11 protein-coding genes are annotated in these 14,942 nt (G+C 34.6%); 4 read left to right on the top strand and 7 right to left on the bottom strand.

The annotated features are described in order from the left end of the window. Nucleotides 1-71 precede the first annotated feature (71 nt). From J2W95_RS14470 to J2W95_RS14460, 3 genes are all read right to left on the bottom strand, one after another. Nucleotides 72-788: an ABC transporter ATP-binding protein gene (locus J2W95_RS14470; protein ID WP_310008253.1), complete on the bottom strand. Its 717-nt coding sequence runs from the start codon at nucleotides 786-788 to the stop codon at nucleotides 72-74. Between the two features lie 870 nt (nucleotides 789-1,658). Further along, nucleotides 1,659-2,288, bottom strand: coding sequence for a carbonic anhydrase (locus tag J2W95_RS14465; RefSeq protein ID WP_310008251.1), 630 nt, complete (start codon nucleotides 2,286-2,288; stop codon nucleotides 1,659-1,661). A gap of 18 nt (nucleotides 2,289-2,306) precedes the next feature. Continuing rightward, on the bottom strand, nucleotides 2,307-3,086 hold the full coding sequence (locus J2W95_RS14460; RefSeq protein ID WP_310008249.1) for an O-methyltransferase: 780 nt from the start codon (nucleotides 3,084-3,086) through the stop codon (nucleotides 2,307-2,309). A gap of 217 nt (nucleotides 3,087-3,303) precedes the next feature. On the opposite strand from J2W95_RS14460, the gene J2W95_RS14455 reads away from it, so the two are divergent. Next, the gene (locus J2W95_RS14455; protein ID WP_310008247.1) at nucleotides 3,304-4,854 is read left to right on the top strand and encodes an SDR family NAD(P)-dependent oxidoreductase; all 1,551 of its coding nucleotides are present in this window, start codon (nucleotides 3,304-3,306) and stop codon (nucleotides 4,852-4,854) included. 117 nt (nucleotides 4,855-4,971) lie between these two features. On the opposite strand, the gene J2W95_RS14450 is transcribed toward J2W95_RS14455, so the two are convergent. The 4 genes from J2W95_RS14450 to J2W95_RS14435 all read right to left on the bottom strand — a co-directional run bounded on the left by J2W95_RS14450 (nucleotide 4,972) and on the right by J2W95_RS14435 (nucleotide 9,483). Continuing rightward, nucleotides 4,972-5,454 (bottom strand): FKBP-type peptidyl-prolyl cis-trans isomerase, encoded by a 483-nt coding sequence (locus tag J2W95_RS14450; RefSeq protein ID WP_310008245.1) that lies wholly within the window; start codon nucleotides 5,452-5,454, stop codon nucleotides 4,972-4,974. Nucleotides 5,455-5,711: 257 nt separating this feature from the next. After that, nucleotides 5,712-6,971, bottom strand: a complete 1,260-nt coding sequence (locus J2W95_RS14445; protein ID WP_310008243.1) for a BamA/TamA family outer membrane protein — start codon at nucleotides 6,969-6,971, stop codon at nucleotides 5,712-5,714. A 271-nt stretch (nucleotides 6,972-7,242) separates the two neighbouring features. Continuing rightward, nucleotides 7,243-9,105 (bottom strand): ABC-F family ATP-binding cassette domain-containing protein, encoded by a 1,863-nt coding sequence (locus J2W95_RS14440; protein ID WP_310008241.1) that lies wholly within the window; start codon nucleotides 9,103-9,105, stop codon nucleotides 7,243-7,245. Between the two features lie 141 nt (nucleotides 9,106-9,246). Beyond that, on the bottom strand, nucleotides 9,247-9,483 hold the full coding sequence (locus J2W95_RS14435) for a MerR family transcriptional regulator (RefSeq protein ID WP_310008238.1): 237 nt from the start codon (nucleotides 9,481-9,483) through the stop codon (nucleotides 9,247-9,249). An 811-nt stretch (nucleotides 9,484-10,294) separates the two neighbouring features. On the opposite strand from J2W95_RS14435, the gene rhaT reads away from it, so the two are divergent. From rhaT to J2W95_RS14420, 3 genes are all read left to right on the top strand, one after another. Beyond that, a complete protein-coding gene (gene rhaT, locus J2W95_RS14430; RefSeq protein ID WP_310008237.1) occupies nucleotides 10,295-11,344 on the top strand; it encodes an L-rhamnose/proton symporter RhaT in 1,050 nt (349 codons plus the stop codon). Nucleotides 11,345-11,389: 45 nt separating this feature from the next. Beyond that, on the top strand, nucleotides 11,390-13,531 hold the full coding sequence (locus J2W95_RS14425; RefSeq protein WP_310008235.1) for a bifunctional aldolase/short-chain dehydrogenase: 2,142 nt from the start codon (nucleotides 11,390-11,392) through the stop codon (nucleotides 13,529-13,531). A 136-nt stretch (nucleotides 13,532-13,667) separates the two neighbouring features. Then, nucleotides 13,668-14,942, top strand: a complete 1,275-nt coding sequence (locus tag J2W95_RS14420; RefSeq protein ID WP_310008234.1) for a sugar isomerase — start codon at nucleotides 13,668-13,670, stop codon at nucleotides 14,940-14,942.

Raw genomic sequence — 14,942 nt, 5'->3', positions numbered from 1 at the left:
GCTTTTAGGTGCTAAGATTTTTTAGAATTATCTATAATAAGATAATTCTAAAAGTGTTATGTTGAATGCTGTTATTTATATACCGTTTCATTACGATACTGTTCCTTCACGGTATCACTCTCAATAAGTCCATCTCGTAAACGGATAACACGATGTGCATAAGCTGCAATTTCTTCTTCGTGAGTTACCAAGATCACTGTGTTTCCTGAGGCATGAATATCTCCAAAAAGCTTCATGATTTCCAATGAGGTTTTACTGTCCAAATTTCCTGTTGGCTCATCGGCAAGAATGATAGAGGGTTTGTTGACCAAAGCCCTTGCGACAGCAACACGTTGACGTTGCCCTCCTGAAAGCTGATTTGGTTGATGATCCATTCTGTCGCCTAGATTAACTTGTTTTAGAACTTCTGTGGCGCGGATGTTGCGTTCAGATTTTGAATAACCTGCATAAATCATTGGCAATGCTACATTATCAAGTGCTGTTGTTCTAGGTAAAAGATTGAATGTTTGGAAAACAAAACCAATTTCTTTGTTTCTAATTTCGGCTAATTCGTCGTCTTTCATGTGGCTAACATCCTTTCCATTTAATATGTAAGTTCCAGATGTAGGTGTATCCAAACAACCCAATAAATTCATTAATGTTGATTTTCCAGATCCTGAAGGTCCCATTAAGGCTACATATTCACCCTTATTGATTTCTAAATCAATGCCTTTTAAAACATATACGGTTTCATTTCCTAGTATAAAGTCTCGCTTGATATTGGTGATTTTTATAAGTGGGTTTTTCATTAGAATATTGGATTGCAGATTGTTGATTTTTGGTTTTAAAAGTACAAAAGACTTTTTGATTTATGATAAGTAGTTATAGCGGGAATTTTGTTACAGTTCGTTTTTTGTTTTAAGGAGCTTTTTTGGCTGTATAGGTCTGATGTTTTTATTGTTTTAGAAAATTTAGAAATTGAAATGCTGACTTCTATTGATAATTGCAATTTTAAAACAAAATTTGGTTATTAATTATTGTAAATATAAGTTTGTTAAATATTTTAAAATATGTATTTCATCGATAATAATTGAATTTTAACGTTTTTTTAATTTTTATTTTAAATTATTATTGGTACGTTTGTACTGTAAGTTTATAAGTTAGTTGGTAGGTTATCGAATTCAAAACTTAATATTTTGATGATTTATATTCTATTAATCATAAGAATAGAATTTATGATTTATTTAATCAAAATGAAAAATGACAGTCATGGGGGTGACTGTCTTTTTTTTGCTCTCATATTTTTTTAGATTTTGCAATTATTATAATATAAAATTTATAAATAAAATAATGTTAAATTTAAATAAAAATGTATTTCATCGATTAAATAAGAATTTAAACAGATTTTTATTTTGTATTTCGATTTTTATGATGTACGTTTGTACTATGAAATCATAAGAATTATTTAGTAGGTTATCTAATTCAAAGTTTAAATTTTGAAGGTATATTTTCTATTAGTTATAGAATTTTAAATTTGATTATTCAAAATGAAAATTAGCAGTCATGGGGGTGACTGCTATTTTTTTTTACCTAAATCGAAATGGTTTCAATTTGGCGTTTTTTTTGTTCAAAAAAAAACGCCCTGATAATAAGACGTTTTGAATAAATTAAGATGATTGTTAGTTTGATATTTTATAAATCTTGGTAATGTCTTTTAATATTTCGGTAAAATTGATGTTCAGGTCAATTAATTTGCCACTGTGAATGTCAAAAATCCATCCATAAACTCTTAAGCCTCTTTTTTTGAATGCTTTTTGGACCTCTGCAGTTTTGATAACATTGATGCATTGTTCTTGTACGTTCAATTCAACTAGTTTTTTATATTTTTCTTCTTCATTGGTTATGGCATCAAGTGTTTTTTGGTGTGTTCGGTAAACATCCCTAATGTTTCTTAGCCAAGGATTTAATATTCCCAAATCTGATTGTTGCATGGCAGCAAGTACACCACCGCAGCCGTAATGTCCACAAACTACAATGTGATTCACTTTTAATTGCACAACTGCATAATTGATAACAGACATTGAGTTTAGATCCGTATTTGGAACCATATTGGCTATGTTGCGATGCACAAAAACCTCCCCTGGTTCCAGTCCCATAAGCTCTTCAGCAGAAACTCGGCTATCTGAACAGCCAATATAGAGAAATTCAGGAGCTTGGCCTTTTGAGAGTTTTTCAAAATAATGCTCATCCATTTCGAGTTGTTTGACAACCCATTTTTTATTGTTCTCAAAAATTTGTTTGATATCCATGTTGCGATTTTAAATTTTTTAGATTCTAATTATAAAATGCTGTTTGGGTTGTTCGTATCTAAAGAAAACCAATCCCCATTGAAAAGTATCAATACTTACGGTCACTTTTGGATTGTTTTTTATAATCTCCCATGCTTCTTCCATTTCGGCTGACCAGTGAATATCATCAAATATCCATACTGTTTGGTTGGTTATCGTTGGCAAAAGTAATTCAAAATATTCTAAGGTCGCTTTTTTGGAATGGTTACCGTCGAAGTAGATTAGTTGATAGTTTTCGGATTTTAGATTATCAGTTTTTAGGTAACTATTAAATTCTGTTACTATTGAATTTACATTCTTGAAATTGAATTTTTGCAATTGCAATTGAGCTTGTTTGGCTGTTTCTGGACAACCTTCCAAAGTTGTAATTGATGCTTTTGGATTTCCCAATGATAGGGAAGAAGTGGCTAATCCAAGGGAAGTTCCAATTTCTAAAATATTTTCAGGTTTGAAATAATTTGTAATTCGAAACAATAGTTCTGCACGTTTTGGGCTAATTCCTGCAGTTTTGGCAATCTGAGCAATTTGCCTCGAGTTGGATTTAAAAACACGGGAACCTGCTCCAAAATCAGTAACATTAATTGTGTTTTTGTTTTGCAAAAGTTCATTTCGGTAGTTTTTCAAAACAATGTATTCCGAATTGAATTTCTTATCATAAAAGCATTTTGTCAATAAATTAAAAACAAATGGCGAATGAACGGCATGTTCGTTTTTGGAGTGCCAAAGGAATTTGAGATAGGATTTTATTTGGAATAACATAAAAGATTAATCAGGGTTTTGCAAAGTATTGGCGAAGATACTAAGATAATAGTTCAAAGTCCAAAGTCATAAAGTCGAAAGTTATTAAGAGTCGAAGTTTTAGGAATATTGAAAAGGTTTAGGCTTTCGACTTTATGACTTTGAAGCATTAAGACTTTAAAAAGACTATCTTTGCGGCCTTGGAATTTACCCCAAGAAAAGAAACAGAATTTTTATAATGATGAAGGAAGTAATAGAGGATAGAACTACAATAACATTGGAAGAAATAAACCAGTGTATTGCTATTTTGACACAATTGAATGCCGATACCGATCAGATTTTTGAAATACCAAAAGAAGAAAGAATAGCTTTAATCAAAGCAGCTGGACAATTTTCACGTCCCGACAGGGATGAGTTTGCTAAAAGAAAAAAGGACGGAAAAGCACTAGCCAAACGTAAACAGGAAAAGAAAGATAGAACGGCTCGAAAGGAAACTGGAATTCGTTCTGCCCGTGAAGCAAGTATTTTTGTTGCTCCAAAACTTTTGGCTCAAAATGATCTTGCCAGCAAAGAGCAGTTAGAACTCGAAACGCCTAGAAAGTGCTATGTGTGTAAAACTGAGTTTACGAAAATGCACCATTTTTATGACTCGATGTGTTCGGATTGTGGTGATTTTAATTATGCGAAACGTTTCCAAACTGCAGATGTGAAAGGACAAATTGCTGTAATTACAGGTTCTCGTCTGAAAATTGGATATCATATTACGTTGATGCTTTTACGTGGAGGAGCGACTGTTGTTGCCACGACTCGTTTTCCAGTGGATTCGGCTTTGCGTTTTTCTAAGGAAGATGATTTTATGGAATGGGGACACCGCCTGAAAATTCACGGATTAGATTTGCGGCATATTCCAAGTGTGGAGATTTTTTGCAATTTTATTGAACAAAAATACGGTCGATTGGATATTCTGATCAATAATGCGGCGCAAACGGTGAGAAGACCAGCAGGATTCTATACGCATCTGATGGAAAATGAAGAGCGTCCAATTGGATCTTTGCCACAACAAGTACAAGAATTACTATTAGATCATACCAATTGTCTCGACGAATTAAAAGTATTGACTTCGGGAGCTTCTCCGAATCAAAATATGCCGGTGACTTGGCACGGACCCGAACCAGGAATTGGTTTGAGGGCTTCCGCCAAATTATCGCAGATCCCATATTCTTTTGATAATACGTTGGTTGCACAAGAAGTTTTTCCAGAAGGAGAACTCGATGCCGACTTACAACAAGTTGATTTGAGAAAAGTAAACAGTTGGCGATTGAAATTAGGTCAAATCGAAACTACCGAAATGATAGAAGTACAATTGGTGAATTCCGTTGCGCCATTTGTGTTGTGCAATCGCCTTTCGGAAGTGATGAAGAAAGACAAAACAGGTAAAAAACACATCATTAACGTTTCGGCTATGGAAGGGAAATTTTACCGTGATTTCAAAGAAGACCGTCATCCACATACCAATATGGCCAAAGCCGCTTTGAATATGCTCACGCACACTGCAGCAGGAACACTAGCGAAAGACGGAATCTTTATGAATGCCGTAGATACAGGCTGGGTAACCGATGAAGATCCTGCTGAATTAGCGAAAAGAAAACAGGAAGAACAGGATTTTCAGCCACCGCTAGATATTGTTGATGGTGCGGCAAGAGTTATGGATCCTTTGTTTGATGGGATTAATACAGGAAAACACTGGTGCGGTAAATTTTTGAAAGATTACAATCCGATTGCTTGGTAGCTTTTTGTTTCAGAATCAATTTTTAGTTTAAAAATCTTTTATTAGATAAAAAATAAAACCACAACAAAATTAGATTCCGTTGTGGTTTTTATTATTACTTTAATTGGAGTGTTATCCTTAATTAACCGAAATTAATTTTACGTCAAAAATAAGTGCCGAACCTCCAGGAATAGGTCCCATAGTGTTATCTCCATATCCCAAATGAGCAGGTACGAAAAGAATACCACTACCTCCAGTTTTGAAATGAGGAATACCTTCCGTCCAACCTTTTACAACTTGATCTAAACCAAAAGAAATTCCTTCAGGAGTACTTTCATCGAATACATTGCCGTTAGTAAAATACCCTTTGTAAGCTACAGTTACATTTGATGTTGCGGTTGGTTGCGCTCCAGTTCCAGGATCTTTAATTATATAATACAAACCAGATTCGCTTTTTTCGGCAGTTAAATTATTTTTGGCTAAGTAATCGGTGATTTCTTTGTCGTTTTTGGCAACGTAATCAACTGGAGCTTCTGTTTTTACTTCGTTTGTTACTTCTTTGTTTTTGTTGCAAGAAATTAGAAGAGTCAAGGCCACTAGGGCAGATAATAAGTGTTTCATAGAAATGGGTTCTTTTTTAAGATCGCAAATATAGTAAAAACCGATAGCGATTTTTGTTAAAGGCCGTATTCGATTATTAATGCTTTCTCTTTTTTTAAATAATGGCTAAAAAGTACAATCTCTCCTTTAGCCCCGATTGAAGTGAAAATCCTTATAAGCCGGGGTTCGGCTTATAAGATTGTAACGGAAAGCGGGACGATATTTCAAAAAATGCCACAATCTTTCTGCTCAAAAAAATAATAATCAGGTTCAGGTTATTAAAATCCTTCTCCGTCATTAAAATAGAAAGTCTGGGAATCGCGCCCTAGTCCAAAATTGACAATAAAATTGGTCAGAGTATCTTTGTCTAGTAGGATTCTTAATCCTACTCCAATTGCAGGCTGAATAGATTCGAACAATCCGAGGTTTTTGTCAACATCACTTGTTGTTGTGGCATTGGCAAATACGGTTCCGCTGATCATTTGGTTTTTGGTAATCGGAAAACGATATTCGCTTTCAAAATACATTAGGTTTGTGCCTCTAAAAAGTCCTTGGATATACCCTTTTCCGCTACGGCTGTTTTGATCCCAACCAATGGCGGGAAGATTCAAATAGGGGAGTTTACCAGTTACCAAAAATTGGCCATAAGCCCAAATACCTAGAACATGCTGTTTGTTAGTTTTACTGATGGGAATAAAATATCTGGTTTCAAGCAATAAAGTGGAACTGTTGTGTCTGTTAAGATCAGTTTGGGGATTATAACGGTAATTCATATTAAGGAATAGGCCATTATTGGTGTTTATCAAATTGTCTCTAGTATCATAAATCAAATTTATGCTCATCCCATTGACGGCATAATTCTTGTCGCTGAATCCATATTTTTTTGAATAATTATAATGGTAGGTGTATTGTCCATTGGCAACATCCAAAAGTTTATCATTGATGTTGGTATAACTGTCAAAATGGATTCCTGTTCCAATAAAAAAATGAGAAAAAATGCGATAGGATGCTGTTTCGTGAAATTTGAAATAATTGTAATTCATCGGCTGTTCTATGGTATTGAAATCAAAGTCTTGAAATTCAGAACCCCAAGGGATAATGTCAGTTCCTAGGCCATAATTGGATTGTGAGAAAACATAATATCGAAAATCACCGCTAAAAAATATTCGGTCATTATTGATATACATATTGTTTTTTAGGTAGGTCAAAACTTGTTTTTGCGTACTATAAGAAGCTCCTCCCGAGAGTAATGAAATTTTGTTTTCTGGTTTTATTTTGAAACTAAATTGGCTAATGAATCCAAAAGTAAAACCATTTGCGGGTTGATAACCCAGTGTGGGGAATGCAATTAAATTGGTTTTGGAGTCCGGTTTGCTTATTTGTAAGGTATCTTCTTTTGTAAATAAATCAACTATGGAGCGCAGTGGATATTTTTTTTCTCCTTCATTCTTTTCACCATCTTGGGAAAGAATAGTATGAGAATAAAAAAGGATTAGTAGAAATATGATTTTCGATTTCAAAATAGGTTTAAAATTCATAACGAAGATCTGTGCTGTAATCAAGTTTTTTAAATTGATTTTGCAAATCAATTATTTAGAGATAAAGTATAAAACTAAACAAAATTTCTTTCGAAGATTTAATTATGGTAATAAATGTGTTTTATCATTATTTCAATTAAACAATTTTCCAATTAAAACGATGTAGAATTAAAGCAGAAAAGCCACAACAGAATTAGATTTTGTTGTGACTTTTAGTACTATTTTTGAAAAAGTGCTGAATACGAAATTCTGTAAACAGCAAACCAAAAAACTACCCTTCAAGCTTTGCAGAAAGTTCAAACCATCTTTCTTCTTTATTTTCAATTTTCTTGATGATATTTTCCAATTCTTTGGCTTTCTTTTCGATGTCGACATCAGCTACTTTTCCATCCGAGAACAATTGCTCAATTTTGGTTTTGTCGATTTCTAAATCTTTTATTTCTCTCTCGATTTTTTGAAATTCTTTTTGCTCGTTGAAAGTTAGATTTCCTGTCGGATTGTTTTGCTTCCATTCTTTTTTCTCCGTTTTGTTGTCTTCTTTTTGGGCAACATCGGCGCTGTCTTCGTAGGCTCTAAAGTCCGAGTAATTTCCAGGGAATGTTTCAATTTCGCCTTGTCCTCTAAAAATGAATAACTGATCCACAATTTTGTCCATAAAATAACGGTCGTGCGAAACCACCACTAAACATCCAGGATAATCCAAAAGGAAACTTTCCAATACATTCAAAGTCACGATATCCAAATCATTCGTAGGTTCATCGAGAATCAGGAAGTTTGGATTCTGAATCAAAACGGTACACAAATACAAACGTTTCAACTCGCCACCGCTCAGTTTTTCGACATAATCGTATTGTTTTTTGGCATCAAAAAGAAAACGCTCTAACAATTGAGAAGCTGAAATCAATCTCCCTTTCGTTAACGGAATAAATTCTCCATATTCTTTTATAACATCAATAACTCGCTGACCCGGTTTTGGGTTAATTCCGCTTTGAGTATAATAACCTATTTTTATGGTCTCTCCTATAACTACTTTTCCACTATCTAATGGCATAGTTCCTGTCAAAAGGTTCAGAAAAGTAGATTTACCGGTTCCATTTTTGCCAATGATTCCAATGCGTTCTCCACGTTGGAAATCATAACTGAAATTATCCAGAATAACATGATCTTTGAATTTTTTGGAAAGTTTGTGAAGCTCAATAATCTTGCTTCCCATTCGCTCCATATTAATTTCCAGTTCCACCACATTTTCTTTACGACGACTCTGTGCTTTTTCTTTAATATCATAAAAATCGTCCTGACGCGATTTCGATTTGGTCGTTCTGGCTTTCGGTTGGCGACGCATCCATTCCAATTCTTTCACGAACAAGTTTTGCGCTTTATCAACACTCGCATTTTCAGATGCAATGCGTTCTTCCTTTTTCTCTAAATAATAAGAGTAATTTCCTTTGTATTGGTATATTTTTCCGTTGTCCAATTCAATGATTTCGTTACAAACACGCTCCAGAAAGAAACGGTCGTGCGTTACCATAAACAACGTGATATTTTCTTTAGCAAAATAACTTTCTAGCCATTCGATCATTTCCAAATCCAAGTGATTCGTTGGCTCATCCAGAATCAATAAATCGGGACGGTTGATCAAAATGATGGCAAGAGACAATCTTTTTTTCTGTCCACCCGAAAGGCTTTTTACTTTTAGTTTGAAGTCTTCCAACTTCAATTTGAACAAAATTTGTTTGTATTGTGTTTCAAAATCCCAAGCATTATGACGATCCATTGCGTCAAAAGCTTTTTGGTAAGTTTCTTCGTCTTCAGGGTTTTCTAATGCTTTTTCATAAGCCTCAATCACTTTTAAACTCTCATTGTCCGAAGCAAAAATGCTTTCCTCGATCGTCAATTCATCCTGAAGTTTATTGTCCTGTGACAAAAAAGCCATTCGAATGCTTTTTCGAAGCACCACTTGTCCGGTATCGGGTTCATCAAAACCATTGATGATGTTCATAATAGTGGTTTTACCCGAACCGTTTTTGGCGATAAAGGCAATTTTTTGGTCTTTGTTAATCCCAAAGGAAATGTCTTTGAACAGCGTGCGCTCTCCAAAAGATTTTGATATATTCTCTACTGATAAATAATTCATGTTAAAAAAGTGCCTGAAATAAGGCTTTTATAGTGTTCTTAAAATTAAAGGTCTCTAATTAGGTCTCTAATTTTAAATAGAACTTTATTATGACTCAGCAAAGATACTTTTTTGAATCAAACAAAAAAAGATAGCATTACGCTATCTTTTACTTTGGATTTTTAATAATTCACTAAGCTTGTATCTTTTCCGATTGCTAAATGGCCTATACGCTTTAAGTTTTCCTTCCGTTTCGTATTTTCCTATTGTGGTTTGACTTTTTATTCCTAGAACAATCATTGCCTCTTTGGTATTTAGATATTGTTCTATAATCTGACTTTGTAAATGCATTAGGTTTATGTTTCCTTCAGCTTTTAATTTTGTTTGTTCATTTTTCATCTTTACAATCCTTTACATTTTTAAAGAGACCATTAATGATCTTTTTAGTTCTACATCATTTATTTTAAAGATAAAAAATAATTTTCATTTCATTGTAATCAAAATATGGTTGGGAAAATGTTATTAATTTTAAGAGATTAATAGCTCAGAGAAATTTAAAAAATTTTCAAAAGGAGAAAAGTAAGAAGAAGTCTCATTACTAATATAAGTCCTTGAAAATTGAATATTTGAGGCATAGTCTCAGATAGGAATCTGAACAAAAAAACTATCACACTAGTTGTGGGACAGTCTCTTTTTTTTCTAGCGAAGACGGAGTTGAATCCGTGAGGTCTGGGTTTTGAATATTGTTTTAATTTTTATAGTGACTTTTATTTATAGTTTTTTGGAACTTTTTTGAATCTTGAATAATTTGGTATTTGTTATCTTTTCGAATTCCCCTCATACTTTTTCCTCACTCTTTTTTGTCTCCTCAAAATTTAGAAAATACTATTCATAGTAGCTTTTAGTAGTAAAACAAAAGACAAGAGATAACTTATGATCCTAAATTAACTACTCCTAAAGATTATTTTCATCCCAAAATAAAATTGACATACTGCTTTTTTTAATGTAGAAATTAGAAGAATAATTATTAGTTATATAGATTATTTAATACTGACTCTACACATTTTATTGAGTATTTATGTAAGCCAATTAATAAATTTACAAAAAAAAGTAAAAAAAAACTTTTAACAAGGATTGTACAGGATACCTGTCTGTTGAATATTCTCTTACTTTACAAAACCAAATTATTAAAACTAAACCAAATTATTATATGCAAGCATTATTCGGAATTATTTTTCATTCCATAGGAGGTTTTTCTTCAGGGAGTTTTTATATGCCTTTTAAAAAGGTTAAAGATTGGGCTTGGGAAAGCTATTGGATTGTGGGAGGTTTTTTCTCTTGGTTGATTGTTCCTCCAATTGCGGCTTATTTGACTGTTCCAAACTTTGCGGATATTATTAGCGTAGCAATTCCATCGGTAAAAGCAGTTACATATTCTATGGGGCTGGTTTGGGGAATAGGAGGTCTTACTTATGGTCTTGGAGTTAGGTATTTGGGAATGTCATTAGGGAACTCAATTACATTGGGATTTTGTTCTGCTTTTGGAGCCTTAGTGCCTTCTATTTATTATACTTTTTATCCAGTTGCAGGTAAGGTATCGTTTACAGATATGCTTTCAAATACAGGTGGACGTCTTGTTTTATTAGGGGTTTTGGTTTGCCTTATCGGAATTGCCATTTCGGGAAAAGCGGGTATGTTGAAAGAAAAGGATTTTTCAGTGGGACATGAAGACAAGGATAAAGATTTTAGTTTGGTCAAAGGACTTATCATTGCTGTTATTTCTGGAATTCTTAGTTCATTTTTCAATTTTGGAATTGAGGCCGGGAAGCCGATGGCGGATGAAGCTGTGAGACAGGGATTTAATCCTTTGTTCCAAAATAATGTGACTTATGTAGTACTGCTTTGGGGTGGTCTGACTACTAACTTTGTTTGGTGTATGTATCTTAATTTCAAAAACAAAACTTTTGGTGATTATACAAACGGCGAAGCTCCAATAGCCAAAAATACTATGTTTTCAGCGATAGCAGGGACGATGTGGTTTTTGCAGTTTTTCTTTTATGGAATGGGCGAAAGCAAATTGGGCAACGGAGCAAGTTCTTGGATTTTACACATGGCCACCATTATTCTGACTGCTAATTTTTGGGGCTTTTATTTGAAAGAATGGTCTGGTGTATCCCAAAGAACATTTAGAACATTTCTTTGGGGAATAGGTCTTATTCTTGCATCAATTGCTTTGGTTGGAATTGGAAATTCTCTTTAATCGACTGTGTATAAACTTTTATAAATCATTTTTTAATATAACCATATGTCAACTATTAACACAAATAATATGAAATTTAACCATGTAAGCTACCTTTGGGATGAAACTAAAGCAGCAACTCTAGCAGGAGATGAGGTAGCACTTTTTATATACCGCTCTAATTTATTGGGCGCCGATTTAAGACTTACGAATTATGGAGGAGGAAATACTTCAGTAAAAATAACAGATAGAGATCCGTTAACTGGTGATGAATCCGATGTGATGTGGATTAAAGGTTCGGGTGGAGATATTGGAACATTAACAAAAGCGGGATGTGCTGCACTTTATTTGGAGAGACTTCACAATCTTGAAAAAGTATACAGAGGCATAGAGTTCGAAGATGAAATGGTAGAATTGTTCAATCATTGTATTTTCGATTTAGCTTCAAAGGCTCCTTCAATCGATACGCCTTTACATGGGTTCTTGCCTTTCAAACACATTGACCACTTACATCCAGATGCTGCTATTGCTATTGCTGCCGCAAAAGATGGAGCGAAAATTACCGAAGAATTATTCAACGGTGAAATTGGTTGGGTAGGATGGCAACGTCCAGGTTTTGATTTGGGGCTTCAATTAAGATCTTGTCTTGAAGAAGCAGCCAAAAAAGGAAAAAAATTACGTGGAATCATGTTAGGTTCTCATGGATTATTTACTTGGGGAGATACTGCTTACGAAAGTTATATCAACACGCTTGAAGTAATCGAAAAGTGTGCAGAATATCTGGAAAGTAATTACGGAAAAAAACGTGCTGTTTTTGGTGGTCAGAAAATTGAGAGTCTTGCTGCAAGTGACCGTCAGTTGAAAGCGGCCAAAGTGGCGCCTATTTTACGTGGTTTCTGTTCCTCAGAGCGTAAAATGATTGGTCATTATACTGATGATGCCAGAGTTTTGGAATTTATTAATTCAAATGATTTGGCAAAATTGGCACCTCTTGGGACTTCTTGTCCAGACCATTTCTTGCGTACCAAAATCAGTCCTTTGGTTTTGCAATTAGATCCAAACGAAGATTTATCAGATGTGGAAGCAATAAAAGCAAAATTGACTCCTGCATTTGAAGCCTACCGCAACATGTATTCAGAATATTATAATACATGCAAAAAATCAAATTCACCTGCAATGCGTGATCCAAACCCAGTGGTAATTTTATATCCAGGAGTTGGTATGTTCACTTTTGCAAAAGATAAAACAATGGCTCGTTTGGCTTCCGAATATTATATCAATGCTGTTAATGTAATGAAGGGAGCAGAGGCGGTTTCAGAATATACGTCATTGCTTCGTCAGGAAGCATTTGATATAGAATATTGGCTATTGGAAGAAGCCAAATTACAGCGTATGCCTAAACCAAAAGCTTTGTCAGGAAGAATCGCTTTGATTACTGGTTCTGCGGGTGGGATTGGTAAAGCTATCGCTAAGAAATTTGCCGAAGAAGGCGCTTGCGTTGTTATTAATGATATCAACGAAGAACGTCTGGAAGGCGCTACTGCAGATTTTATAAAGACTTTTGGTAAAGATTCTATTTCGAGTACGTTACTCAATGTAACAGACGAAATCAATACAGAATACGCTTTTGATGCTACTTGTTTAGCCTTTGGAGGAGTTGATATTGTAGTGAACAATGCAGGTATCAGCATCTCAAAATCGATAGCGGAACACAGTTTAGAAGATTGGGATAAATTGTATAATATCTTGGTAAAAGGACAATTTATTGTTTCTAAAGCTGGAATTGAGGTAATGCGCAAGCAAGGATTTGGAGGGGATTTGGTGAATATTGTTTCCAAAAATGCAGTAGTGGCAGGTCCAAATAACCCAGGTTACGGTTCGGCCAAAGCAGCTCAAGCACACTTAACACGTTTGATGTCAGCTGAATTAGGAGCAGATAAAATCCGAGTGAATACTGTTAATCCAGATGCTGTAATCTCTGATTCGAATATTTGGTCAGGTGGTTGGGCTGAAGGACGCGCTAAAGCCTATGGCATTACTGTAGCAGAATTGCCTGCATACTATGCGAAACGTACTTTGTTGAATGAAATTATATTGCCTGAAGATATTGCTAACGCATGTTTTGCATTTGTGGGTGGCCTGTTGAATAAATCAACCGGAAATGCCTTGAATGTTGACGGCGGAGTAGCGATGGGCTTCTATAGATAGTTTTTTTGGTTGGTTTTTTGTAGACTGTATTATCTTACGCCCTACTGAATCTAGGGTGTAGGATTTTGCAAAACACAAAAAAAATCTATAAAACAATTGAAGTATTTCGTTTTCTGACTAACTTAATAAAAAGACCATGATAATTGATTCAAATAAAATAGACACACATAATGAGATTTTAATACAATCTCATGCCAATAAATTAGTTTTCTTAGCTTCAGAAATTGGAGAAACCGAAAACATAGTCCAAAAACTAATTGATTTTCAAATTGCAATTCCATCCTGGGCATTAGGCACGGGAGGAACGCGATTTGGGCGTTTTGCAGGTGGAGGAGAACCTCGTTCTTTAGAAGAAAAAATCGAAGATGTAGGTTTGCTACATGCTTTGAACAATGCTTCCGGTGCCATTTCTTTGCACATTCCTTGGGATATCCCAACAGATTATAATGCTATTAAAAGTTTGGCAGCACAACATAATTTAAAATTTGACGCAGTCAATTCAAATACTTTTCAAGACCAAGCGAATCAGGAACATTCCTATAAATTTGGTTCTTTGCAAAATGTAAACAAAGCAGTTCGTAAACAAGCGGTTGCTCATAATATTGAAGTAATTCAGCAAGGAATTGCTTTAGGCTCTGAATCTCTAACAGTTTGGCTGGCTGATGGTTCTTCTTTTCCAGGACAGTTGAACTTCCGAAAAGCATACCAAAACACCTTAGAAAGTTTAGAAGAAATTTATGCTGCCTTGCCATCAAATTGGAAATTATTCTTAGAATACAAAAATGCTGAACCTAATTTTTATTCTACTACAGTTGCTGATTGGGGACAATCGTATTCATACGTTAAAAAATTAGGAGATAAAGCAAAGACTTTAGTTGATTTAGGTCACCACCTTCCAAATGCTAATATTGAGCAAATTGTTTCTTTATTATTGATGGAAGATAAATTGGGTGGCTTCCACTTCAATGATTCTAAATACGGTGATGATGATCTAACAGCTGGTTCTCTAAAGCCATACCAATTGTTTTTGATTTTTAATGAATTAGTGGAAGGAATGGATGCAAGAGGAATGAATCACGCCAAAGATTTAGGCTGGATGATTGATGCTTCTCATAACATCAAAGATCCCTTAGAAGATTTATTACAATCTGTAGAAGCTATTATGATTGCTTACGCACAAGCGCTTTTAGTTGATAGAAAAGCATTGGAAATTGCTCAAAATGAAAATGATGTGGTTAGAGCTCAGGAGATTTTGCAAAACGCTTTCCGTACCGATGTTCGTGCTCTGGTAGCCGAAGCTCGTTTGCGTTCAGGAGCTGCATTGAATCCAGTAGGGCTGTATCGTGATCTTGCCGTTAGAAATGGCCTTATTGCTGAAAGAGGTTTAAAAACAATGGCAACAGGACTATAA

Origin of the sequence: Flavobacterium granuli, from assembly GCF_031456055.1 — a bacterium.
Taxonomy (GTDB): domain Bacteria; phylum Bacteroidota; class Bacteroidia; order Flavobacteriales; family Flavobacteriaceae; genus Flavobacterium; species Flavobacterium granuli_A.
This window is presented reverse-complemented; position numbering and strand designations above follow the sequence as displayed.

Excerpts from the sequence above, each read along its gene's own strand:
- J2W95_RS14460 (WP_310008249.1), bottom strand. The coding sequence starts at position 3,086 with ATGTTATTCCAAATAAAATCCTATCTCAAATTCCTTTGGCACTCCAAA.
- J2W95_RS14455 (WP_310008247.1), top strand. The coding sequence starts at position 3,304 with ATGATGAAGGAAGTAATAGAGGATAGAACTACAATAACATTGGAAGAA.
- J2W95_RS14465 (WP_310008251.1), bottom strand. The coding sequence starts at position 2,288 with ATGGATATCAAACAAATTTTTGAGAACAATAAAAAATGGGTTGTCAAA.
- J2W95_RS14440 (WP_310008241.1), bottom strand. The coding sequence starts at position 9,105 with ATGAATTATTTATCAGTAGAGAATATATCAAAATCTTTTGGAGAGCGC.
- rhaT (WP_310008237.1), top strand. The coding sequence starts at position 10,295 with ATGCAAGCATTATTCGGAATTATTTTTCATTCCATAGGAGGTTTTTCT.
- J2W95_RS14450 (WP_310008245.1), bottom strand. The coding sequence starts at position 5,454 with ATGAAACACTTATTATCTGCCCTAGTGGCCTTGACTCTTCTAATTTCT.
- J2W95_RS14445 (WP_310008243.1), bottom strand. The coding sequence starts at position 6,971 with ATGAATTTTAAACCTATTTTGAAATCGAAAATCATATTTCTACTAATC.
- J2W95_RS14470 (WP_310008253.1), bottom strand. The coding sequence starts at position 788 with ATGAAAAACCCACTTATAAAAATCACCAATATCAAGCGAGACTTTATA.
- J2W95_RS14425 (WP_310008235.1), top strand. The coding sequence starts at position 11,390 with ATGTCAACTATTAACACAAATAATATGAAATTTAACCATGTAAGCTAC.
- J2W95_RS14420 (WP_310008234.1), top strand. The coding sequence starts at position 13,668 with ATGATAATTGATTCAAATAAAATAGACACACATAATGAGATTTTAATA.
- J2W95_RS14435 (WP_310008238.1), bottom strand. The coding sequence starts at position 9,483 with ATGAAAAATGAACAAACAAAATTAAAAGCTGAAGGAAACATAAACCTA.